Genomic DNA, 25857 nt, shown 5'->3' with positions numbered 1-25857 from the left:
ATTTGACTGCCTTGAATGAAATCCGTTGGATTGCCAGACACCATTATGACTGTGGCCAGCCGCAACATATCACAAGCTCCGGGTGCCGGGGCATCGCTTCACCAGTTGGTCCTGATGATATGCCTGGTGATCTTGATTATTATCGGTACAGGTTTTCTTTCTATTGTTCTCTGGCAGAACTCGATTGCCAACAAGATACAGGTATTCATCCTAATTCCCCTGTTAGGCATCACTTTACTCTACCATCGGCACCTCTTACGTGGAGCGATCGCATCGCCCGAAATTGTTCTTCTGGTAATTTTTGCTGCTATAACAGTGAATTGGAGCATTTTTCCCGCTGAGACTGTTGAGCGTGCTGTGCCTCTTGTTGTGATGTCCCTCTTTGGAATTGCACTGGGAAGCATGTTATCTTTACGCGGGCTGATGCTGTTTATTGCGGTGTTTTTCGGCTTGTGCATGGTACTGGCATTGGCCGCGGTCATAACGCTACCTCAGGCGCGCGGAATCCCACCTTGGGGCGACACCTGGAATGGAATCTACAAGCACAAAAACGGTTTGGGTGCAGCGGCTGCCGCAGCCATGTTAACCTGCACTTACGCGACCAAACAGGTGGCCGGGAAGCTGAAAACCTTTTTCATATGCTTGACCGTTTTGGCGCTGTTTTTGCTTGTTGCATCGGAATCACGGACGTCGCAGGTGGTAGCTGTGATCATGATGCTTGCTTATTTTGCCAGCAGAGTTGCGCCAAAAAGAGAAACAATTTGGGCTATTTCGTTCATTTTGTTTACAGTTCTTCTAGTTGGAATAACTGCTTTCATTCTTGCTTCACCGCTCGCCGAACCACTATTTGCCCTCATTGGGCGCAAGCCAACCCTGTCGGGCAGAATACCATTGTGGGAACTTGCCTGGCCCTTTGTGATGGAGCGTTTCTGGCTCGGCTGGGGATACTCGGCCTACTGGTTTGATGACGCTCCACATCTGATTGCGTACTCCGGAAAAGGCAAGTTGGCCTATGAGCCCTTTTATTCTCATAACGGGTTGATCGAGACCTTTTTGAACGTGGGTTTCGTCGGTGTATCTTTGTTTATTTTGGCAGTAATCCGTTTTTTTCATTCGATATTTTTCAGCATTCGTTTCATCCAACATCGCGACGAAATCGTACTGGCGTTTGCATTGTGCATAATGTTTTTGCTGGCGAACATCACCGAAAGCTTCATCCTTGATAGGCAATCAGCAACTTGGGTGTTTTTCATAGCGTATTCCACCAAACTGAATCTCATTGCCAAGACTCTGCGCGCCGGAAAAAGAGCAAACTACTTTGCACCGCGCTAAGACCGGATGAACAAATCGTTTCCGATAAGGTTCATATTTTGGTGTTTTGCCCCTTTTGTTTCCGAATACTACGAGAATCTGCGGACTTAGCACGTGCAGAAAGATTGACAGCTGACACCCAAGTGTAGTCGACTTTGATTATTGAAAATTCGAGTCTTTTTCAGATCTCAGAGTCCTTTGGGGAGGCCTAATTGAAGACAGCAATATTTGCAGGCGGCAAGGGGTCTCGCCTGATCGAAGAAACCCGTATTCGCCCAAAGCCGCTGGTTGAAATCGCCAATCGGCCGATCTTGTGGCATATCATGCAGCATTACTCGACCTATGGGCATCATGACTTTGTACTGGCCCTTGGCTACATGGGCGACCTGATCAAACAGTACATTTCAGATTTGTGCCAACATGATGGGAATCTGCGCATTGACTTTGCCAAGCGCGAATTGTTCGGCGAACCCGACTATCACAACAGTGCCTTAGACGCCCAGATGCCTCCGTGGACCGTGGATTTGATCGACACTGGCGCCGATACGATGACCGGAGGCCGTCTTGCTCGGTTGCAACCCTACCTTGGCAATGAAACCTTCATGCTGACCTACGGGGACGGCGTTTCTAATGTTGATCTGGACGCGCTGCTTGCCTTTCATAAATCGCATGGAAAACTGGCGACGATCACAATGGTGCGCCCGTTGACAACATTTGGCCACCTACAGGTCCGCGAAGACGGTCTGGTGGAAGGCTTCATGGAGAAACCCGAAACGGCTGTAGACTGGATCAACGGCGGGTTTTTCGTGCTTGAGCCTGAAGTCTTTGACGCCGTCGCAAGCGTTAACGGCGATGAGATCATGTGGGAGGAAGGCCCCCTACCCAAGCTTATGGAGCTTGGTGAACTGATGGCATATCGCCATTCGGGTTTTTGGTACTGCATGGACCATCTGGCAGACAAACGTCGTCTTGAGGAAATGTGGAAAAGTGGGAACCGCCCTTGGGCGACCTGGGAAGGGAATAATGGCTCGCAAGGCGATGTCTCGGGACCAAACGGTGACAGACACCGCCAGGGAATTGGTCGGGGCGGACACCCGGGTGATTGGGTCCGTTACAAATCGCTTTAACGTCAATGGTGCGCGCCTGCCGCGCACCAAACCCCTCGGACCCCAATATAAGCGATGTGACCCCCTGGGGGGGTGAACCCTAAGGGTCAGTTTGTTGTTAAAGGAGTGATGGTTTGACCAGTCCCGCTTTTTCTGCGTCACCAGCGCGAAAGGTTCTGATTTTTTCTCAGCGCAAACTGAACACAAATATTTCACGCTGCTCGGGCTACGAGTTCGAAGACGTTGTCGCCGAACTCGAAGACGCAGAAATTGTAACGCCCTCGCGCACGAAGGAACCCAGGCTACCGATTAACCCAAAAAGGTGGCTGGCCAAGCGCACTGATCTGTTTCGCCATTGGCCCTCGGGCACTCCAAAGACTATTCTGAACCAGGATTATGACCTTGTGGTCTGCAATGCGCAGAAACCACAGGAACTGCTGTTGCTGGATGCGGTCCCAAACTGGCGAGAACGCTGCGGAACCGCCGTTTGTGTTCTGGAAGAGGTCTGGGCCACTGATATCGAACTCTACCGACCACTTATCCAGTCATTGTCCCAATTCGATCTGATCACTTGTGCCTTTGCAGATACTTGCGAAACCCTTCGCCGGTTAACTGGAAAGCCCGTTATTCAATTGCCAGCCGCCGCCGACATGGTTCGGTTTTCTCCAACTTCTTTGGAAGTCGAACGACCCATCGACGTCTATTCAATGGGGCGAAGACGACCAGAGTTACACGACAAGCTACTAACTGCCATCAAAGATCGTGGTGGGTTCTACCTGTATGATTCTGCCACCAAACCGCCTGTCACGGCACAACACGTGGTGCACCGTGATCTGTTGGCCAGCATTGTCCAACATTCCAAATTGTTCGTGGTGGATATCGCCAAGCTTGGGCACAAGGACCAACAGACAGGCCATGTCGCCTGGGGTCCGAGACATATAGAAGGCATCGCCGGAGGCGCCGCTCAAGTCGGGTATGCCCCCGAGACCGAGGACTACTATCGGTATTTTGAGTGGCCTGAGGCGGTCTTCAGACTGCCAGAGGATACGGATGAAGCACTCGACCGAATGCTGGCCTTGCTAGATAACTCAGCCGAACAGGATCGTATGCGTCGGGTAAATCTGTCCCATTCACTGCGCAAACACGATTGGATGCATCGATGGGCAGATGTGCTGGATCATCTGAACCTATCCGAACCCGAAGGCATGATTAAACGCCGCCAGCGTCTTGCTGACATATCCCGGACTTTGGAACTTGATGATGACGCAAGCGCAAAAGTCGCTTCGGCGTCAGCGTAGATTAATCCAACTAGGATGAATTTCGTGGGGCGGCCGGTTGTACTCGGTAACCATTACACGATCAGCTTGAAAACAAAAAATGCTGAAAATCAACAAGCCGCCCACGTCACGAGAATGACATTGTGGCAAAATTGTGTCCACCATTCTCGCGGAAACTGATTGTTGCCTGAGAAGGAACTATCGCCGTGAATCTACGCTCTGCGAAGGATCACTTAAAGGCTCTTATGCGAGCGAGGACTGCAGCCCGATCCCTTCATAGTTTTCCACGCTGTCTTTGGGGATCATTCGACGCCCATCAATGACAAGCGGCTGAGGATCAAGCTTTGCAACGAGGTCCGGAAGTCCTGTAAACTCCGCCCAACGGGTGACGATCATAACGGCCTCAGCCCCTATCAACGCGGTATCCAGATCGTCTTCGTAGGTAATGGAATCTCCAAACAAAGCTTCGGCTTCGTGACGTGCAATTGGGTCATAAGCCACCACGTCTGCACCGGCATCCAACAAGCTGCGTATTATGGTCAAAGCCGGACTTTCGCGGATATCATCAGTTCCGGGTTTGAATGCGACGCCCAGAACCGCAATTCGCCGACCGCTGAGGTCAGGAAGGTGCGATTTCAGTCGGTCCATCATCTGGTGGGGTTGCTTGTTATTGGTTTGGATCACGGCATTGAGCAAAGGCATGGGTGCACCAGCATTTTCGCCGTAGGCAATTAGCGCTTTGACGTCTTTGGGAAAGCAGCTGCCTCCAAAACCGCATCCTGCGGCAAGATAGGTGATGAAACCCGGCCAGACACGGCCAGCGCTTTCTGGCAATATCGGCGTGAACCGCTTGTCGAGATGCATACCCTCCATCGCCTCGACGACATCAACGCCCACCTTGGCACACAGATTTCCAATTTCATTCGAAAACGAAATCAATGTCGCGAGTAAGGAATTGGCGGTATATTTTATCATCTCGGCCGTCGCCGGATTTGTACGCACAATGTCAACGTCCGGGAAAACAGCGTAAAGCTCATCCATCACAGAAATTGCCCGGTCGTCGTTGCCACCGATCACGATACGATCCGGATACATAAAATCCACAATCGCTTCGCCTTCTTTCAAGAACTCCGGGTTCATGCCGGTGCCGAAATCCTGCCCAGCTTTCTTCCCCGATGCTTCCTCGAGAATGGGTGTAACGACTGTATCCGTCGTTCCGGGCACCACTGTGCTTTTGACGACAACCACGTGATACGTGTCCTTGTCTCGAAGCACCTCACCGATTTGGCGCGAAACCTCGCGAATGTATTTCAAGTCAATCTCATTGCCGTCAAAAGGCGTACCGACAGCAATCAGAGAAATATCAGAGTCCAACACCGCTTGACGTAAATCGGTCGTTCCCCGCAATGTTTTGCCAACGGTTTCGCGTAGCAAATCCTCAAGTCCATCTTCGTGGATTGGGGGCGAGCAGGAATTAATCTGGTCAATCTTCGCCTGAACGGTGTCGACACATACAACGTCGTGACCCTTTCCAGCAAGGCAGGCACCTGACACCAAGCCCACATACCCTGTTCCGATAACCGAGACCCGCATTATTTGTCCTCCGCATCCAGATTGCCGCTGTACCAGATCAACGCACGCCGCAGTCCTTCGTCGACACCGATTTCGGGGTCGTAGCCAATTTCCGTGCGTGCCTTGGTAATGATCGGGCACCTACGGTTTGGATTGTCGACCAGATAATCCTTATCTTCGGAAACCTGGAAAACGGCCTTACCCGTATAACCAAATTCATCCCGCGCGATCTGGGTCACGCGCTCTGCAAGGTTCGCCATCGAAATCTCGGGATCTTCTATGCCGATATTGTAGGCTTCGCCCGGTTTTCCGTTCAGCATGATCTTGTAGTAGCCACAAACAGCGTCTGCGACGTAGCAAAAGGTTCGCGTGGGTGCACCGTCGCTCAGCATGACGATATCCCGGCCGGCAAAGATATCGCGTGCGAAATCGGGCAATACGCGACGGTCCGTGATTTTTAGACCGGGTCCGTAATTGTTGAACGGGCGGGCAATCGTAATCGGTAGATCGTGCTGCTGAGCAAACACCACGCACAGCGTTTCGCCATAACGTTTGGATTCATCATAACAGGCCCGCGGACCGGTGCACGATACGTTGCCACGATAGGTTTCCGGCGTCGGGATGTTCTCGGGCGTGGGGTCGCCATAGATTTCGGAAGTCGAGTAGAACAAAAATCCCTTTATCGGTTTGCCCTTCTCTGCCTGCGAAAGCGCATATTCAAGCATGTATCGCAAGCCGCCGACATTGGCGTCCATCGTCTGTAACGGGTACTGACGATAGTAAATCGGAGACGCGATCGATGCTGCGTGGATGATATAGTCAAAATCACCCATATCGTCCGGTAGCGGGTCGGTTATGTCATGCGTCACAAGGGATAGGTTGGCATCCCTTTCAATAGCTTTCAGCCAGTCCGGGACACCGCGAATGTAATTGTCAAACACTGTCAGACGGATTGGGTTCTTACCGGAAATCTGGTTCCAATGCAGCACGGATTGAACAAGGTAATATCCTAAAAATCCAGCTCCTCCGATAATCAGAAGAGAACGCCCTGACATGGATTCGAACTCAGGTCCAAGCTTGCGGGCGATATAATCCAGATCGGCGGCGACAACGTCTTGAGCAGTTTTCACGAGGCTATTCTCTTTAACTTGTGGGAACCATTTACAAATGAGCAGTTTTTGTCAGAAAGCCGTTTGAATACAGCTTGGCTGAAAACGGCCAAAGGACCTTCGTGGCAATTGCTGACAGGACTCATTTTCATTTAACCGAGACACTATTTAACATTTGTATTCAAACATGGGTCGGTCTGGATAATGACCTGCCCCCGTAACAAAAAAGTCCGCCACGCCATCAAAGTCCAAAAACGTGACCGGAGCGTTATTTGCACATTAAGCCGGAACACCCGTTGGTATAAAGGATTCTCTTGTCGCAGCTTTTCCAAAAAGAGGTTTGACCTCGATTGGGCCCCTCACGCTGAAGGAACAAGCATAAAGTCGCGTCATTTTTCAAACACAACTGAATTGGCATACTGAACAATATCTCAAATCTAGCGAAATTGTCCGCAAACGATAAACGCCCTTGCGCAGTCTTTTATTATCGATCGACTGACTCAGAACTTCTTTGCCGGTCGAATATGTATGTCTGTCGTTTCGGCAGTTCGCGCAGCGGCAAGAGATTGCAGCACGGATTGGGCGACATCTTCGGGTTGAAGCAAAAGCTCTGGTTTATAAGCTCGGCCCTCTTGCGCGAACATTCCCTCTTGCATTGCGCTGGCCGTTCGGCCGGGGAAAACGCTCAGCACACGTACACCATCGGGGTTTAATTCATCTCTGAATGCGTCAGCGATGGCCTTTAAGGCGTATTTGCTTGCCGCATACCCTCCCATTCCACCTCGGGCGTTGTCCCAGATAGATGAATTGATAAAGACGACCGAGCCTTGTTTTGCAGTCAAAGCGGGTGTGAGCGCCTGTGTCAGACGCCATGGAGCCCTCGCATTTGTATTCCACATGTGGTCAAGATCGGTCACAGCGGTTTCCGCGGCTGTTCCGGTAGAAAAATCACCAGCTGCATGAACAAGAATATCAAGCGCACCAAATTTAGAAACGAACTGCTGTACCGCCTTTTCAAGCGCGTCTCGGTCCGAAAGATCGACCTGATGCCACGTCAACGCGCCATCCGAGTTTTCACGCCGCGACACGGCATGAACTTCGGCACCTTCGGAGGATAACGCGGCCGCAATGGCGCCTCCGATACCACCACTTGCACCGGTGACGAGGGCGACTTGCCCCTGAAACCGCAATAGGCTCATGACGCAACCGCAAGCAAATCATGCTTCAATAGTGTTTCAGCAGCTTGCGCGACAAGGTCGAAGCCAAGTTGAGACCGCTCTGCGATGTCAATCAGACTATGCGCACCGTCCGAGTAATTGAGAACCCAAAGCATCGCCAATTGACGCTGCTTAGAGTCTGACTTGCCCCCGATCGCCTCGTACAACCCGCGTCGGCCCAGCATAGGCTCACCCTTCGGGCTGAGGTTCACATATGTACCGTTCCGCTCAAGAATGCTTATCACGGATTCAAGTCGAGACAGCGAATCTTCAAGGGCCTCTGGGCGAATAAAATCAGGATTGTCTGCCGAAGTATGGTATTCCGGGAAACGCGCATAGGGCGTGCGCGAGAAGCACCCTACCGGTAGGTTGAAGCCGGGCGAACAAAACTGTCTTTCATCGTAACCGTATGGCTCAAAGTCTAACAGTTGGTGTCCCGGTTGGTCTTGTATAGCCAATTGGACAGCCCGGTCCACTTCCGCGTTTTCACGTCGGCTTCGCTTATAGTGAATCGCGCCTGAATCCCCAAGGTTCGCCAAAACCAACCCGTGTTTGATCCGGCCAACTTCAGCTTGGTTCCGCGCGAGCCAAGTAATGGCGCCGATTGTTGCCGGAATAAACAAGATACGGATTGTGTGCTTTGGTTGAGGCCCATCCAAAAGCCGTCTTGCAAGCTCTGTCGCGATTACAATTGATGAAAGATTGTCGTTGGCAAGAGACGGATGGCAAATGTGGGCGGTGAGCAATATCTCATCATCCAGTCGCCCCGGGATAATGCATTCCGCGTAGGTAAGCGATCCGTCGTCAAGCGTTGCGTCAACAACGATCTCGTATTCGCCATCTTCCATAGCTTCGAGATCGCGATGCGCCAGACAAAACCCCCAGTTATTCGCGTAGTACCCCGTGCGATATGGAATCCATTCAGGGTTTTCTGGGTCCGAATGCAGATGAGCTTTCAATTCTGACAACGGCATTCGGGTCCGAACAGGACTGCTGTAGCCAACGACGTGCAGGTTATGCTTCTGAAAGTCGATTACCCGACGCCCCGAGGCATCGGCCACCCACGCATCGCGAATTGTCCATTCCTTGGGTACGTGCCAGTCCAACACGGGTTCACCAGTGGGTACTTCGGTGACGGTCAGTGGAATGCGCTCGCCGATGATAGATAGCGTTTCGCGCACACCCTGGCCTGTGATCGAACGACAAATGGGATAGAGGCGCTCAATCTGGGTAAGAAGTTCAGCCCCGACCGTCGCCTCTGAACCGGTATCAGTCATTTTAATCAAGGACCTCGACATGCGGCAGCGGCACAACGAAACGGCCACCCCATTCGGCGATCCCCTTCATTTGCTCAGTGATCTCTTCTGTGATGTTCCAAGGCAGAATAAGCACATAATCTGGCTTGGTTTCAAAGATCATTTCAGGCGCGTGGATCGGAATGCGCGTGCCAGGCAAAAGCTTACCCATCTTTGCGGTACTGACATCCACTGTGTATTCAAGCAGATCTGTCTTGACCCCGCAAAAATTCAGCAACGTATTCCCTTTGGCAGGCGCGCCATAGCCGACGACCGTTTTGCCAGTTTCCTGCGCATCCATGAGGAATTTCAACAAGTCGCGCTTTGTCTTGTGCACCTGCTTGGCGTAATCCCGGTAACGCTGCAGAGAAGTCAGGCCTTCGGACACTTCACGTGCTTCCAGATTCGAAACGGATGGATGAATCTCATGATGCGACCCAACGTCTTCCGCCCGACAAGCGAAAACCCGGAGCGACCCCCCCTGAGGAGCAATCTCTTGAACATCAAAAACCTTCAATCCATGCCGTTCGAAAATCGTCCGAACGGCGATCAGCGACAGGTAAGAATAGTGTTCATGATAGATTGTATCGTAATAGTTTTTCTCTATCAGGTTCAGCAGATGCGGAAATTCCATGGTCACCACACCGCCTTCTGCCAACGCAGGATGAAAACCGCTGACGAAGTCGTCTATATCGGGAACATGGGCCAGAACGTTCGCCCCATGCATCAGGTCGGCTTGCAACCCCTCGTTCTTCAGCCAATTGCCAGTCTCTGCGCCGAAAAAACGAATCTCGGTGGGAATGCCATTTTCTCGTGCGACATTGGCAACTCCGGCTGACGGCTCAATCCCAAGTGTCGGCACACCATTGGCATGAAAATATTGCAAAAGGTAGCCATCGTTACTTGCGATCTCGACAACCCGCTGTTCAGGACCAATCCCAAAACGTTCTGTCATTTCAGCGACGTAACCCTTGGCGTGGTTCAGGATAGTCGACGAGAACGACGAGAAATACGCGTAGTCTTCGTTGAAAATAGCTTCGCGCTGCTCGACGGCGGGCAACTGAACCAACCAACAGTTGGGGCAGACATACGCATGCAACGAAAAGAAAGGTTCAGGCTCAAGCACCTTAGATGGATCAACATAGGAATTCGCCAGCGGCGTCGTACCCAGATCCACAAATGTTTCCGTTAAATCTTCGCCGCACCCTCGACAAACGAGTTCGGCCCCCCCCGAAATAACCTGTTCAGGCATAACTACACTCTTAAAACTAACAAACACCAATTCGTTAGCATGGAACCCCCGTTGCCCAAAGCCATTTCTTAACACGTCAGGCAAAGCGTTCTGCACTCCGCCCCTGATTGTGCCGTGTATAGTAGCATTTAGAAGGTAACTGATGAATTCGCAGGCACTCCGCGGTGCGTGCAACAGGTCCTCTGCGCCACCCCCGTCTGGAGTTCATGCAGAGGTACTGCGGTAGAATGAAATCCAACTATCAGAAGGCTTTAGCACAAAGCATACGAGCGTTGACCAACTACTCATACACTGCCCTTCGACGCAATTTCTTAAGCTAAATTTGGAATCAACCGACTATCTGGATAAAGGTTTCCCAGCATCAACCGCATTCCCTCAGCAACAGGTGAATCGAGAAACAAGTACTCGCCAAGCCGGACACTGTCTCAGTTTGGAGGCAAATGTGTTTCTAGGAATTCGGTCAGCGCCAACCAGTACTCTGTACCGTCATTGCTCACAAGCGCTGAGGCACCGTGACGCCCTCTGCCTTTTGGTTGAAACCCGGTGACGGGACCCGCGATTTTTGCCTCAAACGGCTTCCACTGACCGGTTTCATTTCTTGCCGAGGTTAGGAAGACCGGCGCTTTCAGTTTTCCAAGCTCGTTCGATACATAATTTCGACCAAAATATTCACCCGGAGAAAAGGCCATGACGGCATCAGCAAAGCTCTTATCCTGAGAGGCAAGGACAAGGACCAAACCTGCAGAGTATGAAGACCCGATAACGCCGACATTTTTCGCGTTTGCGTTCTTTCTCGTCCAAGACGCCGCCGCTTGCATATCGGGGATCGCCTCGGTGTACGCGACATTTCCGCCCGCTTTGGCAGCGGTTTCGTTCCTGACCCCGTTGAACCTACCGCCCGAGCGCTGATCGACAGCAAGCGTCGCATACCCGAGTTCGTTAAGCCGTTTTGCGATATCAGAATATTCTCCACGGCTGGCACCTGCCATGTGGTATAGAATCAGAGCTGTTTCATAAGCTTGAGTTGGCTTCTGAAAATCGGCGGTCACGACAACACCATCAGCTGCCTTAAATCGAACAGTTTCGGCAAATACACCAGTGGCAGTGAGAAAGAAAACGGCAAGCGCAAGAAGTGGTCTTTTCATAGGTATCTCCTGAGGTTCAAGACACTCTATCACCCCGATCGCTTCGGCAGCGGTCACGTTTTGAGGATCGAGACGTGCAGGAGAAATCAGACGACTCATACGCGATGCTGACGCAATCGTTATTGATGATATGTCAGTTCATCAGAATAGCCTGGTTGCGCTCGAATGCGGTACACGATCAGGGCAGAACGCCAAGCGTTGGAATGCTACTAACGGACCAATGATCTCAGGCTTCAGATCGCAACTTTAGTTTGCTTACTACAACCAACGGCGCGATCGCGAGAGCCTGCAAAACTTCGTCCCGGTCAATTTCTTCTTCGGTCGCGGTCATAAAACTATGAAACAAAAAGACAAGACAAAACAGAAGACCATCGAAACCCGAGACTTGCTTCGCCGATGTTCCACGGCATAATTACAACAAGAAGATGTTGCAGTTCATCTCACTGCTTAGGCCGCCATCTGCTCCAAAGCCTCTGACGACGCACTTACATTGGTTAGGACACTATAACCAGCCACTAAACATTTTAACTACTTGACCCTGGTTACCGCATTTTAAGTTTAGGTGGCTAAGTAGCACAGATAACCTGCAGAAGAGATGTTGCTAAAACTAAGAAATTTCGCGTTTATGAAAGAGTTCCAACTTTGCGCAAAGTATTAATGTATCTCTGTGCCACTCTGCTCGCATGTGGATTATCCAACAAGACTTACGCTGATAGTCGTTTGACCGTCAGCACTTTTGCCGCACCGGAAAACTTCTTGCTTTACTTGCGCGAACACGATGAACGCGGTGGTAAGTTTGATGACAGTTCAAAATGGGTCAACCCATCTGATGCCAATGTAATAGTGATTTTTGTTGAGGACCTGAATGATATTCGGTTTGTCCCAGCCCTGTTATATTCACCGCTAGTTAAAGTTTTTTCGATCGTGGATACTCATTTCTACGAGCTTTCCAGCAAAACCTTCGGCGACTCATTTAGTTCAGATGTATATGTTTTCTCTGTCCAAAGGTTGAAACTTAAAATGGAAGCAAGCGAATCTCCTTCGAGGCTAGTGGAGAACGTCGACTATCTTTCCTGTTTCTCTGCTGGTTTATTAAACTCATTCTATGAAATTCGTAGTCTTGACGCTGATTACTCTAAGATTGGCTATTTCTGTGAAGAGCTTTTGGCAAGAAACGCGCAGTAGGTTCTCGAGGGGGCGTCTCAGACAAAAGCTTCAACCAGCATCTCAGATGACTTGCTCATTTTTTCGCAACGCGGTCCAACATACTCCCTCCCAGAAATCAACTTCCAAACTTCAAAGAAAAGTCTTCAGATCGCTATATCGACGTAAAGTATCGGTTCGATATCTAAAAAGTGGTGAGCCGTGCAGGATTCGAACCTGCGACCCACTGATTAAAAGTCAGTTGCTCTACCAACTGAGCTAACGGCCCACTCTTTTGTTGGATCTGTGCGATCCGTGGCGCTCTCTAAGGCATTTCCGTTGTCGGGTTCAAGACCTTATTTGCGCTTCGTTCCGCTTGAATTTATTTGACTTCCAGCGTCCCGATAGGCGGCCTAATTAGGCAGGTGGCGCAGGGGGGTCAACCCCTTTTTTCATGAATCTTCGCGATAGGGTGGATTCATTCAAACCACAGGGTTATATGCCCGCAATGCAACGAAGACTGAATACCGGTTTGCCCTTCATGAAGATGCACGGGCTGGGCAATGACTTTGTCATTGTGGATGCGCGCGCGCAATCTGTTGACGTGACACCTGCACTCGCAAAGGGAATTGGCCACAGACAGTTTGGCGTTGGTTTCGACCAGTTGGCCGTAATCGAAAATGGCACGTCAGATGCGCATCTGGTGTTTTACAATGCCGACGGGTCGACCTCGGCGGCGTGCGGGAACGCAACACGTTGTATCGCCCGTTTTCTTATGGAAGAGAGCGGTAAATCAGATCTGACCCTGACGACAGAGCGTGGTACGCTTTACGCGCGTGACTTGGGCGACGGCTTGACGTCGGTAAACATGGGCCAGCCCCAGTTGTTATGGAATGAAATTCCGCTGGCCGAAGACCTGGATACGCTTGAACTACCAATCGAAGGCGCTCCCACCGCAACTGGCATGGGGAATCCGCACTGTACGTTTTTCGTTGAAGATGCCGAGGTCATTCCGCTGGCAGAATTTGGTGCGCGTTATGAGCACCACCCGCTGTACCCGGAACGAACCAATGTACAGGTGGCCCATGTCATTGGGCCTGATCACATCCGGATGCGGGTCTGGGAACGCGGCGTTGGCATCACTCTGGCGTCCGGGTCGTCCTCTTGCGCGACAGCCGTTGCTGCCGCTCGGCGCGGTTTGACAGGGCGCAAGGTACAGATTGAACTGGATGGTGGAACGATCTGGGTTGATTGGCGCGAAGACGGTGTCTGGATGACCGGTCCGACATGTCATGTATTCTCAGGTGTACTCACGCCGGAATTCCTGAGGACACTGGGATGAGCGCGCCAAAATTCACCACGCTTGGCTGCCGCCTGAACGCTTATGAAACCGAAGCGATGAAAGAGTTGTCGCGGAACGCCGGCCTGACAAACGCCGTGGTGGTGAACACTTGCGCAGTGACGGCGGAGGCTGTGCGAAAGGCGCGGCAAGAAATCCGTAAACTGCGCCGTGAAAACCCGGATGCGCGCCTGATTGTGACCGGATGCGCCGCCCAGACCGAGCCCGACACTTTCGCGCAAATGGAAGAGGTGGATGCCGTTATTGGCAATACCGAAAAGATGCAGCCCGACACATGGAAGGGCATGGCGGCAGACTTCATTGGCGAAACCGAAACCGTGCAGGTCGACGACATCATGTCCGTTACTGAAACGGCGGGTCATCTGATCGACGGATTTGGGACCCGGTCGCGGGCGTATGTTCAGGTGCAAAACGGGTGTGACCATCGCTGTACCTTTTGCATTATCCCTTACGGCCGTGGAAACTCGCGCAGCGTGCCTGCCGGTGTGGTTGTCGATCAGATCAAACGGCTTGTTGACCGGGGGTATAACGAGGTCGTTCTGACAGGCGTAGATCTGACCTCCTGGGGTGCGGATCTGCCAGCGCAGCCGAAACTGGGCGATCTGGTGATGCGAATCCTGAAACTGGTGCCGGATCTGCCGCGCCTACGGATCAGCTCGATCGATTCGATCGAGGTCGATGACAACCTGATGCAAGCAATCGCGACCGAGCCGCGTCTGATGCCGCACCTGCACCTGTCACTGCAACATGGCGACGATCTGATCCTGAAACGCATGAAACGCCGCCACCTGCGCGACGACGCCATTCGGTTTACCGAAGAGGCCCGAAAACTGCGCCCTCAGATGACCTTTGGCGCCGACATCATCGCCGGTTTTCCAACCGAGTCCGAGGCGCATTTTGAAAACTCAATGAAGCTGGTGAAAGACTGCGACCTGACATGGCTGCATGTCTTCCCTTACTCCAAGCGCGCAGGCACGCCCGCCGCCCGCATCCCACAGCAGGTCAACGGAACCGTCATCAAAGAACGGGCGGCACGTCTGCGTGCGGCAGGGGCAGCGCAAGTTGACAAGCATCTGAGCGCACAAGTCGGTGAAACCCATCAAATCCTGATGGAAAACGCCCATATGGGACGGACAGAGCAATTCACCGAAGTGACCTTTGGCGCTCCGCAGATCGAAGGTCAGATCGTAAAGGCCAAGGTTTCAGGCCGCACAGATTCGCAACTGACCGCGTGATCAGCGCAGGTTCAGGCCATAGCCGCTGACACCGCCGCAGTGTCGTAGAACTCCTCATACTCGCAGACCAATCCGCCCCGGAACCGGCAGATAATGACGATCGGAGTTTCTACCGTCTTTCCGCTGCTTTTGTGTGTCCACGCGCATTCACCAATGCCGACGACACGATCATCTTGGGCGATTGTGTCTTTCAGGGTCCAATGTTGCATCGTGAAAGCGCTGGTCAGATCCTCAAGATAGGCCTGCATTTCTGTGCGCCCGTCGCGCGCGCAGCTGAAATCCAGCCCGTACTGCCCACGACCCAGCGATCGCATACACAGATCGTCGGTCGTGTACTTTTCCCACATTTTAATGTCCAAGGCCTTGCATTCATTCCACTCTGCGAAAGCTTGCTGCATCCTTTTGACATTGCCCTGCGTGTCCATAATCCGTTTTCCCAAATGAAATTCGCTGAATATCGTCGACCCCCAAAAAAGGCGGCTGAGGAATTATAGCACCGGGCGGCACGCAATCAAAAAAGCCCGGCGCGATGCACCGGGCTTTACAAATTTCATTTAGTACCGATCAGACGGTTTTTTTGCCTTTTACACCAGCCCACAGGCGCTTGTTGACCAGATACAACAGCACCGACAGAACGGACAGGAACAGCACGCCGACAAAACCGGAATACTTCCGCTCCATCATTTTCGGCTCGGCCGTCCACATCAGGAAGGCTGCGATGTCTTCTGACATGGCTTCGACAGTGGCCGGATGGCCGTCCGCGAATTCCACCTGATCCTCGGACAGCGGTGGCCCCATCGAGATCCAGCCTCCGGGGAAGGCTTTGTTCTCATACAGGATGGTTCCCGCTTCTTCCTTTTCCTCGCCGGTATAACCATCCATCAGCGAGGCGATGTATTCAGCGCCACCCATGCCTTTGAACAGTTGGTTGATCCCCAGACCGTACGGTCCGTGGAAACCAGCGCGGGCCTTCGCCATCAGGCTCAGGTCCGGTGCGCCAACACCGTTATTGGCCGGGAAGTGGTCAGTCGGGATGGCCGGGCGGAAATCGTCCAGCTCAGGATCGAACACTTCGAAGTTCTCTGCCGAGTAGGCGATAACCTCTTCTTCCGAGTAACCCAACGCTTCGAGATCACGCAGAGGGACATATTGCAGGCCGTGGCAGGCCGCGCATACCTCAGTGTAGATCTGAAGACCGCGCTGCAGCTGGTTTTTGTCCCAAGTGCCAAAAGGCCCTTCGAAGGAAAAGCTAAAGTCCTCGATATGCTGGTCGCCGCCGCCTGCCGCGAAGGACGCAGCAGGGGTAAGAGCGATGGCAAACGCGGCACCGATTGCAAGTTTCTTGAACATGTTTCCGGTCCCTCTTCTTACTCGGCCGGCGTGGCTTCGGCGTCAGCCTTGCCATAATGCGCGTTGAAGTCTTCTTCGATGGTTTCCGGCTGAGCATCGGGTTTTTCGATGACACCCAGGATCGGCAGGATCACGAAGAAATAGGCGAACCAGTAGGCCGAAGCGATCAGCGAGAAGGTCGCATAGGGCTCTTCAGCCGGCATCGCACCCAGCCACATCAGGGCAAAGAAGTCGACGATCAGCAGGTAGAACCACCATTTGAACATCGGGCGGTATTTACCCGAACGTACGCTGGATGTGTCCAACCAAGGTGCCAGCGCCATGGCCAGAATCGCGCCGAACATCGCCAGAACACCAAAGAACTTGGCGTCGATGATACCGCCGGTGATGAAGCTGGCGAATTGCACAACCCAAACCTCACCGGTGAAGGCACGCAGGATCGCGTAGAATGGCAGGAAGTACCATTCAGGCACGATATGTGCAGGTGTGACCAGCGGGTTGGCTTCGATATAGTTATCGGGGTGGCCCAGATAGTTCGGCATGAAGCCTACAACCGCCCAGAACACGACCAGAATAACGGCCAGCGCGAACAGGTCCTTGATCACGAAGTACGGCCAGAAGGGCAGTGTGTCTTTCTCAGCATCGGCTTTCGATGTGCGGCGAACCTCAACACCCGTGGGGTTGTTGTTGCCGGTGGTGTGGAAGGCCCAGATATGCACGATCACCAGCGCCGCAATCACGAACGGCAGCAGGTAGTGCAGCGAGAAGAAACGGTTCAGCGTGGCGTTATCCACCGCAGGTCCGCCCAGCAGCCAGGTCTGGATGGCGTCACCCACGAACGGGATCGCACCAAACAGGCCGGTGATCACGGTCGCACCCCAGAAGGACATCTGACCCCAGGGCAGAACATAGCCCATGAAGGCGGTGCCCATCATCATCAGATAGATAAGCATCCCGATGATCCACGTGATCTCACGCGGGGCTTTGTACGAGCCGTAGAACAGGCCGCGGAAGATGTGGATGTAGACCGCAACAAAGAACAGCGACGCGCCGTTCATGTGCAGATAGCGCAGCATATAGCCGCCATTCACGTTGCGCATGATGTGTTCGATGCTGGCAAAGGCCAGATCAACATGCGGGGTGTAGTGCATCACCAGAACGATACCGGTGACAATTTGCAGCGCCAGGCAGAACGCCAGAACGATGCCCCAGATCCACCACCAGTTCAGGTTCTTGGGGGTGGGGATCATGATGGTGTCGTAAATCAGGCCGACGATGGGCAGGCGGCTGTTCAGCCACTTCTCGCCGTTTGTCTTCGGCTCGTAATGATCGTGGGGAATTCCGGACATCTGGGTCTCCCTTAGCCGAGTTTGATGGTGCTGTTGTCCACCCATTCAGCGGGCGGAACGGGCAGGTTTTCAGGCGCGGGGCCCTTACGGATACGACCTGCAAGGTCATAGTGCGAGCCGTGGCAGGGGCAGAACCAGCCACCAAAATCACCGGCATCGCCCAGTGGAACGCAGCCCAGGTGCGTACAGACGCCCATCTGAACGATCCATGCGCCTGCCGCTTCGCCCTCTGGCGATGGCATCACGCGGTTTTCGTCGGTTGCCGGCGCATCTGCGCTCAGGTTGAAGTTGCGGGCCAGCGGATCGGGCAGATCGCCAACGGCTTCTTCATCCTGTTGCTTGGCGTCCTGAATTTCGGCACCGGTACGGTGACGAACAAACACGGGCTTGCCCAACCATTTCACGGTCAGCTGCGTACCCGGCTCAACGCCGCTTACGTCCACACGGATCGAGGACAGCGCCTGAACGTCTGCCGATGGGTTCATTTGGTTGATCAGGGGCCATACGGCTGCACCCGTCGCAACGACACCTGCGCCGCCTGCGACGTAGTAGAGGAAATCTCTGCGGGTGCCTTCGTGGTCTTCTGCGTGGGACACGAGGTTTTCTCCGATTCCGGCGCCCGGAGGATACCGGGCAAACATGCATCAGCACCGCATCAAAGCGGCGTCTCATCGCGGCTATCTAGCCGGGAGAAATCGGTTCGTCCAGCGGTCATAGGCGCGCACTACGCCGCATCTGGGCATTCATGACACAACGAAAGCTGAAAAAAGGCCGTTTCAGCCGCGAACCTGCGGCTCAATGACTGCATTTGCGCGAATCGGTAAGCAACTGATTCGCAACACTCGAGGTCCTGTGCGCGGGCAAGAGAACAGCCGCGCGTCGGGCCACGAAAAGGCCGGAAAGTCACCTGAATTCGGCCGCGAGTTTGCCGCAGGAATTTCAATCTTCACACGTTTTCGAGCCACCTAAATTACATGTCTGAAATAGATATTCGCTGATGGCCCCGTTCGATCAGATTTTGATTGCACTTCCCCGACACGTGTTCTTACCCAGCGCCTATTCATTCCCCCTATGCACGAGAATAGCCATGTCAAAGATCATAGCCGCCGCCACAGTCTTCCTGCTCGCAACCTCAACGAACGCTCTGGCCGCCGGGGACCCGGTCAAAGGCGAGCAACTTTATAACCGCTGTTCATCCTGTCATGCGATCATCAAGGACGGTGAGGTTCTCGTCAAAGGCGGCATTACCGGGCCGAATCTGTACGGGGTCGTTGGCCGCGTCGCCGGTGTGGAAAACGACTATCGCTATGGCAGTGAGCGTTTGCCCATTGGCATGTTTACCGACGACATGATCCGCGCCGGTGAAGAGGGGTTGGTCTGGACCCAAGAAAACATCGTTGCCTATTCGCAGGATCCGATCGGGTTCATCCAAGAGTTCTTACAGGATGAAACGGCCCGTCCGAACATGAGCATCAAGCTCAAGAAAGGTGCCGAAGACATCGCAGCCTACCTTGTCACATTCAGTGATCAATAAAATCGCAAGCCTTATGGTCACGCTTTTCGCATAAGCGTGGCCAGATTGGCGGTTTCACTGCCCAACCCCACTTGTTCAACCTGATCCGCGGCAGCAAACCGCGCGGCATCAGGTTTGTTTTGATTCAGCTTCCACGTGCCTTCGATATCACTGATATGCAGATGACAGGGCACGATCATCCGAAGAAACCGCGCCAGCACCTCATCGCTCATCTTTTCGATCATCCAAGGCGGCTTTGGATGTAAACGCCCCTCAAAAAAGGCAGATTGCCGATCCAACATGTCGCGCAATTCGTCCTGTGGGCGCAGCTCCAGCCGCCCGGTCAGATGCACGGCCACGTAATTCCAAGTCGGTACCTGATCTTCGGTCTGATACCAGTCGGGCGAAATATAACCGTCCGCCCCAGATACAGCGATCCGTGCAGGCTGTGCGCTTTCCAGTCGCCGAACGATCGGGTTTGACCGCACAAGGTGCAATTCCGCCAAGCCTCCGTCCTCGTGCAGCAAGAACGGAACATGGCTAAGAAGGGGCGCGTCGTCGGTCGACAAGACCAGCACACCAAAGGCCCGCTCGCGGGCAAAGGCGATATGTCGATCCCGCGACTCGGCACGGAAGGCGGGGTTGGGGTGCATGATAGTCCTCCTGCCAATTTCTCTTGCAGAACGAGCCGGTCCTTGGCAAGTTCCGCGTCGTTCTCAGGGCGGGGCGGAATTCCCCACCGGCGGTATGCGGACAGCGATCCGTAAGCCCGCGAGCGGCCCCGGCCCAACCGGGGTGACAAGCAGATCTGGTGAGAAGCCAGAGCCGACGGTTACAGTCCGGATGAAAGAGAACGTGCAGCGTGCCGGTAATACGGCGCGCCTGCCCGTGATCGCCTTGGGTGAAGTGTCTGTTTTGCTAAGGAGATCATGATGACACACACCCGCTATGCTTTCGTCAAAGCCAACTGGCATTCCGATATCGTTGACCGCGCGCTGGACGGGTTCCAACAGCTCATCCCAGCTGACCAGATCGACGTCTACGATGTCCCCGGCGCCTTCGAAATGCCCCTGCTGGCCCGTGACCTGGCGCAAACCGGGCGCTATGCGGCCGTCGTGTGCGCCGCCTTTGTGGTCGATGGTGGCATTTACCGTCACGATTTCGTAGCCCAGGCGGTGGTCGACGGCCTGATGCGCGCCGGGATGGACACAGGCGTGCCAGTCCTGTCGGTCTCGCTGACCCCGCACCAGTATCAGGAAACCGACCATCACAACGCGATCTACCGCGCCCACTTCGTCGAAAAAGGCCGCGAGGCCGCGCAAGCCGCGTTGAAAGTCGCCGAAACTCGCCAATCCCTGAAGATCGGGACCTGATCCGCCCTTCATCTGGCCAAAAATATCCCGGGGGTGAATTGAGCCGCAGGCTCAAGAGGGGGCTGGCCCCCTCCCCGCCTTGCCGAAATCCGCTTGAGGCCGCGGGCCTTGCCCGCTAATCACGACCCTCAAAGGAGCATGCCCCATGTCGATGAACAGCTTTGGACACCTTTTCCGCGTCACCACCTGGGGTGAAAGCCACGGACCCGCATTGGGCGCCACTGTTGACGGCTGCCCGCCGGGCGTCTCGATCGACGAGGCCATGATCCAGCACTGGCTGGATAAGCGTAAACCGGGCCAGAACAAGTTCACAACGCAAAGGCGTGAGCCTGATCAGGTGAAAATCCTCTCTGGCGTGTTCGAGGGTCAAACGACCGGCACGCCCGTTCAGTTGATGATTGAGAACACGGATCAACGCTCGAAAGACTATGGCGACATCATGGACAAGTTCCGTCCGGGTCACGCCGATATCACCTACTGGCAAAAATACGGTATTCGCGACTATCGCGGTGGCGGGCGCAGTTCTGCCCGCGAAACTGCATCGCGTGTGGCAGCTGGTGGGCTGGCGCGTGAGGCGATCAAACAGATCGCGCCAAACGTAAAAATCACCGGCTACATGACCCAGATCGGCCCACAAAAGATAGATCGCGCCAATTTCGACTGGTCACAGATCGAACAAAACCCGTTCTGGACCCCTGACGCCCAAGCCGCCGAGGACTGGGCCGCCTATCTGGACGATCTGCGCAAATCCGGCAACTCGGTCGGTGCCGTGGTCGAGGTCGTTGCGCGCGGTGTGCCAGCCGGGCTGGGCGCGCCAATTTACGCCAAGTTAGACACTGATTTGGCAGCAGCGATGATGTCGATCAACGCGGTCAAAGGCGTTGAGATAGGCGAAGGCATGGCCGCCGCTGAACTGACCGGCGAGGCGAATGCCGATGAGATCTTCATGGGTCAGAACGGCCCTCAGTACAGCAGTAACCATGCAGGTGGCATTCTGGGTGGAATCTCTACTGGGCAGGATATCGTGGTGCGCTTTGCGGTGAAACCGACCTCGTCGATCCTGACAACGCGCAAAACCATTACCAAGTCCGGTGAAGAGACAGAGATCATCACCAAGGGTCGTCACGACCCTTGCGTGGGTATACGCGCGGTTCCCGTGGGCGAAGCGATGATGGCTTGCGTGCTTCTGGATCACCTGCTGCTGCATCGCGGTCAGATTGGCGAAAATCGTGGACGGATCGGCTGACCTGCGGGCGCGCCTGCGCGGTGTTGTCCTCCAACGGATGGAGACAGACCCGGCGCATGATCTGGCGCACCTGGATCGTGTCTGGGTAAATGCACAAGCTATTGCAGATGCTGCGACCGACCTACGCGTTCTGCTGGCGGCCAGTTACTTGCATGATCTGGTCAATCTTCCCAAAAACGACCCGAACCGGCATCTGGCCTCTCGCCAGTCCGCTCAGGAATCAGAGCCTATTCTACGGGGTTTCGGCTATTCCAAGGCCGAGATTACCGTCATCCAGCATGCGATCGCTGCACACAGTTTTTCGGCAAACATCACACCAGAGACTGCTGAGGCATGCATTTTGCGGGACGCGGATCGGCTGGATGCGTTGGGGGCTATTGGGATTGCGCGCAATTTCTCAGTTTCCGGTGCCTTGGGCCGGTCGCTTTATGATCCGGCCGATCCATTCGCCCGAGATCGGACGCTGGATGATCTGCACTTCTCGCTGGATCATTGGAAGGTCAAACTGTTGCACCTACCCCAGGACATGTTGACCGTACGTGGCAAAACTCTGGCCCAGGAACGCGTGACCCGCATGGTTCGTTTCCTGAACGAGTTTGCCGATGAAATAAACGAAGCTTTGCCGGCAGAATGGTTAAATCTGAATTCCTCGCATTGATCTGACCCGGCAAAAAGCGCAGGTTCGCGCCAATGACCAAGCCGTTAACATCGCAAAAGCCAGTATTGGCTGTATCGCTGAAGCTCAGCGCGTTGGTCCTGTTCACGGTGATGCAGGCCATCGTAAAGGCGCTGTCGGAGGATTTCCCACCCGGAGAAATGGTTTTCTTCCGGTCACTTTTTGCCGTGCCCGTGATCATCGCCTGGCTCAGCTGGCGAGGCGAGCTGTCCAAAGGCCTCGTCGTTAAGAAGCCGATGGGTCACTTCTGGCGTGGCGTCTTAGGGACAAGTGCGATGGGCCTGACGTTCACCGGCCTTAGCCTGCTACCGTTGCCCGAAGTGACGGCCATCGGCTACGCAACGCCGATTTTCACCCTGATTCTGGCGGCTGTCATGTTGGGTGAGCGTATCCGCATGATCCGGATCGGAGCCGTCGCGCTGGGGCTATTGGGTGTTCTCATCATGATCTGGCCCAGACTTGGCGGAAACAACATGGACACCGCTGCCACCGTCGGCGCTTTGTGCGTGCTAGCGGCGACCATTGCCAGGGGGTTTGTTCAAATCCACATCAGACAGTTGGTTCAGGTCGACCATCCTGCGGCTGTGGTCTTTTACTTTTCCATCACGGCAACGCTGTTGTCTTCCCTGACGGTGTTCTGGGGTTGGACCATGCCAACGTTAGAACAGGCTCTAATATTAGTTATTACAGGCCTCATCGGCGGGGTCGCGCAGATTCTGGTGACGACGTCTTACAAGTTCGGACAGGCGTCGATGCTGGCACCTTATGACTACACAACGATGCTGTTTGCGGTCGTCATTGGATATGTCTGGTTTGACGAACTACCGACCGCCGTGATGTTGGGTGGTGCCGCGCTGGTGATTGCGGGCAACGTGGTCGTCATCCTTCGCGAACGCCAGTTAGGGTTGGAACGTGGCAAAGCTCGTTCTGCGACAGACCCCAAAGCGTGATCTTTACCTTTGGCGAACTTCACCTAGGTTGGGCGCAACATCATGAAAGGTTCCGCAATGAGCGACGCACAAGACCACAAGGAAAAAATGCAAAAGGTGCAGGCCAAGCACCGTAAGAAAGTGTCCGAGGCCGTCGATCCTGATCGTGGCTTGGTTCTGGTCAATACCGGCAAAGGCAAAGGTAAATCTTCGGCTGCGTTCGGTGTGGTGATCCGTGCGTTGGGCTGGGGGCAAAAGGTCGCTGTGGTTCAGTTCATCAAAGGTAAGTGGAAAACGGGCGAGCGCCGTTTCTTCGAAGAGCGGGAGCTGGTGACGTGGCACACCATGGGCGAAGGGTTTACCTGGGACACACAGGACCGCGAACGGGATATCGCCGCGGCAAACGCAGCTTTTGACAAGGCGCGCGCTTTGATGAACAGCGGAGAATATGATCTTGTCGTCTTGGACGAGATAAATATCGCGCTGCGCTATGAATATTTGACGGTTGATCAGGTGATCGACGGGCTGAACGCACGGTCAGACAAGACAAGCGTGTTCCTGACAGGACGTGACGCACCACAAGCCCTGCGTGACTACGCCGATCTTGTCACCGAGATGACAGAAGAGAAACACCCGTTTCAGGCCGGTATCAAGGCGCAGCGCGGCGTGGATTTCTAACTCCAGAAAGACTGCGCCCCGGAGAACTCACCGGGGCGCTGATCCTTGCTTCAGATCGCCCGCGACTTGGGATCCAGTGTGATTGACCACAGCTCTGTGTCTGCCCGGTCCATAAGACGAACCGTCATCTGCTCGGTCGCGCCGTCGATATCGACCAAACCAAAGAACTGAAGCCCTGCGCTTGGCGGTAGGTTTGCGCCTTGCTCAGCAGTTGGGGCTTTGACGAATTTCACTTCGGGACCAAAGGTGCCATCCAGCGCATTCGGGCCAAATGTCCCGGCATGCAACGGCCCTGACACAAATTCCCAGAAAGGTTCGAATTCCTGAAATTGCGCTTTGTTAGGGTCGTAATAATGCGCGGCAGTGTAATGAACATCAGCGGTGAACCAGACCGTGTTTGTGATCTGCGCGGTCTTGATAAACTGCAAAAGGTCCGCGATCTCCAACTCTCGTCCCTTTGCAGGTCCGTTGTCACCATTCGAAATCGCCTCGGCGCCGGTCTGGTCCTTCCAACGGTCCCAGACAACCAAGCCAATTGGCATATCTGACGCGATGACTTTCCAGGTTGCTTCCGAAGATGCCAGTTCACGCTTGAGCCAGGCCAACTGCTCAGCCCCCAGAATGCGTGACTTATCTGTGATTTCATCTTCCATCGAAGTGCCGTTCGGGCCGCGATAGCTGCGCAGATCCAGGAAAAACACATCCAGCATCGGCCCGTAGGAAATCTTACGATAAACACGCCCCGGTTCTGTCGGGGTAAAGCGCAGTGGTGTCATTTCGTGGAACGCACGCCCAGCGCGTGATTGCAGAACGTGCACCGATTTTTCGGTATACCTGTCATCCGAGATCAGGTCTTTGGCATCTGACCAGTTGTTGACGACCTCATGATCGTCCCATTGGAAAAAGGTGGGGCACACGGCATTCATGGCGCGCACGTGGTCGTCCATCATGTTGTATTTCCACTGCGCGCGAAATTCGTCCAGCGTTTCTGCTACCTTGCGTTTTTCGTCGATCAGGGTGGTGTTTTTCCAGATCAGCTGGCCGTCTTTCTCGACTTCATCCTGCATGGGACCATCGGCATAGACCGTATCACCTGAATGGATAAAAAAGTCCGGTTTGTGCTGGGCCATCGTTGCGTAAGTGCGCATCCCGTCGTCGTCGATTCCCCAACCCTGACCTGCTGTATCGCCCGACCATGCGAACCGAATATTCCTGCGGGATGTTGGTGCTGTTCGGAATTGGCCAATAATAGGCTCTGATTTGACGTTAATGTCACTCAGATCGGATGCGACAAAACGGTAGAAGATATCCTGATCTGACGGCAGCCCATCAACCAACCGCTTCACAGCGAAATCACTGTTGGGCAGCGCATCCAAAGAAGCCAACTGACGGGCATCTGCGAAACTCTCCGTGGTCGATATTTCCATCGTCACACACGCTGGACGATCAGTGCGGGTCCAGATCATACCGGATGATGTATCGACATCTCCTGATTGAACGCCATGCGTGAAAACTGGGCGTGACGACGCGCGGCTGATGGCTGGCATCGACAAGGACGCGGCAAATGCAGTGCTGCCTGCCAGAAAGGCGCGGCGGTTGGGGCGTAAAACTCGGTTCATCGGGCTCTCCTGTCTGGTGGTCGACTCGTCGACCACGCGATTGGTGAGCGTCACTAAGCCGCCCATTTGTAAAACAGGCGGCTCAGATTCTTGAAACTATCA

24 protein-coding genes, 1 tRNA gene and 1 riboswitch are annotated in these 25857 nt (G+C 54.0%); of the genes, 12 read left to right on the top strand and 13 right to left on the bottom strand.

The features are described 5' to 3' along the window. The first annotated feature begins 15 nt into the window (after nucleotides 1–15). The 3 genes from ACR0BD_RS01150 to ACR0BD_RS01140 all read left to right on the top strand — a co-directional run bounded on the left by ACR0BD_RS01150 (nucleotide 16) and on the right by ACR0BD_RS01140 (nucleotide 3715). Nucleotides 16–1332, top strand: coding sequence for an O-antigen ligase family protein (locus tag ACR0BD_RS01150; protein WP_480828415.1), 1317 nt, complete (start codon nucleotides 16–18; stop codon nucleotides 1330–1332). Between the two features lie 191 nt (nucleotides 1333–1523). After that, on the top strand, nucleotides 1524–2438 hold the full coding sequence (gene rfbF / locus ACR0BD_RS01145; protein WP_480828414.1) for a glucose-1-phosphate cytidylyltransferase: 915 nt from the start codon (nucleotides 1524–1526) through the stop codon (nucleotides 2436–2438). Between the two features lie 113 nt (nucleotides 2439–2551). After that, nucleotides 2552–3715 carry a glycosyltransferase family protein gene (locus ACR0BD_RS01140; RefSeq protein WP_480828413.1) on the top strand — a complete coding sequence of 388 codons (1164 nt, stop codon included), beginning with the start codon at nucleotides 2552–2554 and terminating at the stop codon, nucleotides 3713–3715. 222 nt (nucleotides 3716–3937) lie between these two features. Here ACR0BD_RS01140 and ACR0BD_RS01135 read toward each other — a convergent pair whose 3' ends face one another. The 6 genes from ACR0BD_RS01135 to ACR0BD_RS01110 all read right to left on the bottom strand — a co-directional run bounded on the left by ACR0BD_RS01135 (nucleotide 3938) and on the right by ACR0BD_RS01110 (nucleotide 11383). Further along, nucleotides 3938–5287: a UDP-glucose dehydrogenase family protein gene (locus tag ACR0BD_RS01135; protein WP_480828412.1), complete on the bottom strand. Its 1350-nt coding sequence runs from the start codon at nucleotides 5285–5287 to the stop codon at nucleotides 3938–3940. After that, a complete protein-coding gene (locus ACR0BD_RS01130; protein ID WP_480828411.1) occupies nucleotides 5287–6396 on the bottom strand; it encodes an NAD-dependent epimerase/dehydratase family protein in 1110 nt (369 codons plus the stop codon). The genes ACR0BD_RS01135 and ACR0BD_RS01130 overlap by 1 nt, the downstream gene beginning before the upstream one ends. Before the next feature lie 479 nt (nucleotides 6397–6875). Further along, complete coding sequence (locus tag ACR0BD_RS01125; RefSeq protein ID WP_480828410.1) at nucleotides 6876–7574, bottom strand: SDR family NAD(P)-dependent oxidoreductase; 699 nt, start codon at nucleotides 7572–7574, stop codon at nucleotides 6876–6878. Beyond that, entirely contained in the window at nucleotides 7571–8869 is a 1299-nt protein-coding gene (locus ACR0BD_RS01120) for a DUF4910 domain-containing protein (protein WP_480828409.1), read from the bottom strand. The genes ACR0BD_RS01125 and ACR0BD_RS01120 overlap by 4 nt, the downstream gene beginning before the upstream one ends. Before the next feature lies 1 nt (nucleotide 8870). After that, on the bottom strand, nucleotides 8871–10139 hold the full coding sequence (locus ACR0BD_RS01115; RefSeq protein WP_480828408.1) for a class I SAM-dependent methyltransferase: 1269 nt from the start codon (nucleotides 10137–10139) through the stop codon (nucleotides 8871–8873). Nucleotides 10140–10564: 425 nt separating this feature from the next. Continuing rightward, the gene (locus ACR0BD_RS01110) at nucleotides 10565–11383 is read right to left on the bottom strand and encodes an alpha/beta hydrolase (protein WP_480828407.1); all 819 of its coding nucleotides are present in this window, start codon (nucleotides 11381–11383) and stop codon (nucleotides 10565–10567) included. A 543-nt stretch (nucleotides 11384–11926) separates the two neighbouring features. On the opposite strand from ACR0BD_RS01110, the gene ACR0BD_RS01105 reads away from it, so the two are divergent. Further along, nucleotides 11927–12469 (top strand): hypothetical protein, encoded by a 543-nt coding sequence (locus ACR0BD_RS01105; RefSeq protein WP_480828406.1) that lies wholly within the window; start codon nucleotides 11927–11929, stop codon nucleotides 12467–12469. A 171-nt stretch (nucleotides 12470–12640) separates the two neighbouring features. On the opposite strand, the gene ACR0BD_RS01100 is transcribed toward ACR0BD_RS01105, so the two are convergent. Further along, nucleotides 12641–12716 (bottom strand) — tRNA-Lys (locus tag ACR0BD_RS01100). Nucleotides 12717–12926: 210 nt separating this feature from the next. Between ACR0BD_RS01100 and dapF the strand changes: the two genes are divergently transcribed. After that, nucleotides 12927–13769, top strand: a complete 843-nt coding sequence (gene dapF, locus ACR0BD_RS01095) for a diaminopimelate epimerase (RefSeq protein WP_480828405.1) — start codon at nucleotides 12927–12929, stop codon at nucleotides 13767–13769. After that, complete coding sequence (mtaB, locus tag ACR0BD_RS01090; protein ID WP_480828404.1) at nucleotides 13766–15022, top strand: tRNA (N(6)-L-threonylcarbamoyladenosine(37)-C(2))-methylthiotransferase MtaB; 1257 nt, start codon at nucleotides 13766–13768, stop codon at nucleotides 15020–15022. Before dapF ends, mtaB begins: the two co-directional genes overlap by 4 nt. An 11-nt stretch (nucleotides 15023–15033) precedes the next feature. On the opposite strand, the gene ACR0BD_RS01085 is transcribed toward mtaB, so the two are convergent. From ACR0BD_RS01085 to petA, 4 genes are all read right to left on the bottom strand, one after another. Next, nucleotides 15034–15447, bottom strand: a complete 414-nt coding sequence (locus ACR0BD_RS01085) for a nuclear transport factor 2 family protein (RefSeq protein ID WP_480828403.1) — start codon at nucleotides 15445–15447, stop codon at nucleotides 15034–15036. A 139-nt stretch (nucleotides 15448–15586) separates the two neighbouring features. Beyond that, on the bottom strand, nucleotides 15587–16372 hold the full coding sequence (locus ACR0BD_RS01080) for a cytochrome c1 (RefSeq protein WP_480698456.1): 786 nt from the start codon (nucleotides 16370–16372) through the stop codon (nucleotides 15587–15589). A gap of 17 nt (nucleotides 16373–16389) precedes the next feature. Then, nucleotides 16390–17721, bottom strand: coding sequence for a cytochrome b (petB, locus tag ACR0BD_RS01075; RefSeq protein WP_480698458.1), 1332 nt, complete (start codon nucleotides 17719–17721; stop codon nucleotides 16390–16392). Nucleotides 17722–17732: 11 nt separating this feature from the next. Further along, entirely contained in the window at nucleotides 17733–18317 is a 585-nt protein-coding gene (petA, locus tag ACR0BD_RS01070) for a ubiquinol-cytochrome c reductase iron-sulfur subunit (protein WP_480698460.1), read from the bottom strand. Nucleotides 18318–18808: 491 nt separating this feature from the next. Here petA and ACR0BD_RS01065 point away from each other — a divergent pair, with 491 nt between their 5' ends. Further along, nucleotides 18809–19255, top strand: coding sequence for a c-type cytochrome (locus tag ACR0BD_RS01065; RefSeq protein WP_480828402.1), 447 nt, complete (start codon nucleotides 18809–18811; stop codon nucleotides 19253–19255). Nucleotides 19256–19272: 17 nt separating this feature from the next. Here ACR0BD_RS01065 and ACR0BD_RS01060 read toward each other — a convergent pair whose 3' ends face one another. Then, a complete protein-coding gene (locus tag ACR0BD_RS01060) occupies nucleotides 19273–19887 on the bottom strand; it encodes an FMN-binding negative transcriptional regulator (RefSeq protein ID WP_480828401.1) in 615 nt (204 codons plus the stop codon). Between the two features lie 55 nt (nucleotides 19888–19942). Beyond that, nucleotides 19943–20093, top strand: a riboswitch (FMN riboswitch). 73 nt (nucleotides 20094–20166) lie between these two features. Here ACR0BD_RS01060 and ACR0BD_RS01055 point away from each other — a divergent pair. From ACR0BD_RS01055 to cobO, 5 genes are all read left to right on the top strand, one after another. Beyond that, nucleotides 20167–20607, top strand: coding sequence for a 6,7-dimethyl-8-ribityllumazine synthase (locus tag ACR0BD_RS01055; RefSeq protein WP_480828400.1), 441 nt, complete (start codon nucleotides 20167–20169; stop codon nucleotides 20605–20607). 145 nt (nucleotides 20608–20752) lie between these two features. Beyond that, nucleotides 20753–21853, top strand: coding sequence for a chorismate synthase (aroC, locus tag ACR0BD_RS01050; RefSeq protein ID WP_480828399.1), 1101 nt, complete (start codon nucleotides 20753–20755; stop codon nucleotides 21851–21853). Continuing rightward, nucleotides 21837–22511: an HD domain-containing protein gene (locus ACR0BD_RS01045; RefSeq protein WP_480828398.1), complete on the top strand. Its 675-nt coding sequence runs from the start codon at nucleotides 21837–21839 to the stop codon at nucleotides 22509–22511. The genes aroC and ACR0BD_RS01045 overlap by 17 nt, the downstream gene beginning before the upstream one ends. 32 nt (nucleotides 22512–22543) lie before the next feature. Then, on the top strand, nucleotides 22544–23479 hold the full coding sequence (locus ACR0BD_RS01040) for a DMT family transporter (protein WP_480698470.1): 936 nt from the start codon (nucleotides 22544–22546) through the stop codon (nucleotides 23477–23479). 57 nt (nucleotides 23480–23536) lie between these two features. Further along, entirely contained in the window at nucleotides 23537–24136 is a 600-nt protein-coding gene (gene cobO / locus ACR0BD_RS01035) for a cob(I)yrinic acid a,c-diamide adenosyltransferase (RefSeq protein ID WP_480698506.1), read from the top strand. Between the two features lie 50 nt (nucleotides 24137–24186). Here the strand turns inward: cobO and ACR0BD_RS01030 are convergent, their stop codons facing one another. Beyond that, nucleotides 24187–25755: an alkaline phosphatase D family protein gene (locus ACR0BD_RS01030; protein ID WP_480828397.1), complete on the bottom strand. Its 1569-nt coding sequence runs from the start codon at nucleotides 25753–25755 to the stop codon at nucleotides 24187–24189. Nucleotides 25756–25857: the final 102 nt, after the last annotated feature.

The sequence above is a fragment of the Ruegeria sp. G5 genome, from assembly GCF_056533365.1.
The sequence above is the reverse complement of the archived record's forward strand: the minus strand, read 5'-3'. Positions and strand labels throughout refer to the sequence as shown.

What these genes read in the sequence shown, in the direction of transcription:
- ACR0BD_RS01150 (WP_480828415.1), top strand. Translation starts at nt 16, where the DNA reads ATGAAATCCGTTGGATTGCCAGACACCATTATGACTGTGGCCAGCCGC.
- ACR0BD_RS01135 (WP_480828412.1), bottom strand. Translation starts at nt 5,287, where the DNA reads ATGCGGGTCTCGGTTATCGGAACAGGGTATGTGGGCTTGGTGTCAGGT.
- ACR0BD_RS01125 (WP_480828410.1), bottom strand. Translation starts at nt 7,574, where the DNA reads ATGAGCCTATTGCGGTTTCAGGGGCAAGTCGCCCTCGTCACCGGTGCA.
- ACR0BD_RS01120 (WP_480828409.1), bottom strand. Translation starts at nt 8,869, where the DNA reads ATGACTGATACCGGTTCAGAGGCGACGGTCGGGGCTGAACTTCTTACC.
- ACR0BD_RS01115 (WP_480828408.1), bottom strand. Translation starts at nt 10,139, where the DNA reads ATGCCTGAACAGGTTATTTCGGGGGGGGCCGAACTCGTTTGTCGAGGG.
- ACR0BD_RS01110 (WP_480828407.1), bottom strand. Translation starts at nt 11,383, where the DNA reads ATGAGTCGTCTGATTTCTCCTGCACGTCTCGATCCTCAAAACGTGACC.
- dapF (WP_480828405.1), top strand. Translation starts at nt 12,927, where the DNA reads ATGCCCGCAATGCAACGAAGACTGAATACCGGTTTGCCCTTCATGAAG.
- mtaB (WP_480828404.1), top strand. Translation starts at nt 13,766, where the DNA reads ATGAGCGCGCCAAAATTCACCACGCTTGGCTGCCGCCTGAACGCTTAT.
- ACR0BD_RS01085 (WP_480828403.1), bottom strand. Translation starts at nt 15,447, where the DNA reads ATGGACACGCAGGGCAATGTCAAAAGGATGCAGCAAGCTTTCGCAGAG.
- ACR0BD_RS01080 (WP_480698456.1), bottom strand. Translation starts at nt 16,372, where the DNA reads ATGTTCAAGAAACTTGCAATCGGTGCCGCGTTTGCCATCGCTCTTACC.
- petB (WP_480698458.1), bottom strand. Translation starts at nt 17,721, where the DNA reads ATGTCCGGAATTCCCCACGATCATTACGAGCCGAAGACAAACGGCGAG.
- ACR0BD_RS01065 (WP_480828402.1), top strand. Translation starts at nt 18,809, where the DNA reads ATGTCAAAGATCATAGCCGCCGCCACAGTCTTCCTGCTCGCAACCTCA.
- ACR0BD_RS01060 (WP_480828401.1), bottom strand. Translation starts at nt 19,887, where the DNA reads ATGCACCCCAACCCCGCCTTCCGTGCCGAGTCGCGGGATCGACATATC.
- ACR0BD_RS01055 (WP_480828400.1), top strand. Translation starts at nt 20,167, where the DNA reads ATGACACACACCCGCTATGCTTTCGTCAAAGCCAACTGGCATTCCGAT.
- aroC (WP_480828399.1), top strand. Translation starts at nt 20,753, where the DNA reads ATGTCGATGAACAGCTTTGGACACCTTTTCCGCGTCACCACCTGGGGT.
- ACR0BD_RS01040 (WP_480698470.1), top strand. Translation starts at nt 22,544, where the DNA reads ATGACCAAGCCGTTAACATCGCAAAAGCCAGTATTGGCTGTATCGCTG.
- cobO (WP_480698506.1), top strand. Translation starts at nt 23,537, where the DNA reads ATGAGCGACGCACAAGACCACAAGGAAAAAATGCAAAAGGTGCAGGCC.
- ACR0BD_RS01030 (WP_480828397.1), bottom strand. Translation starts at nt 25,755, where the DNA reads ATGAACCGAGTTTTACGCCCCAACCGCCGCGCCTTTCTGGCAGGCAGC.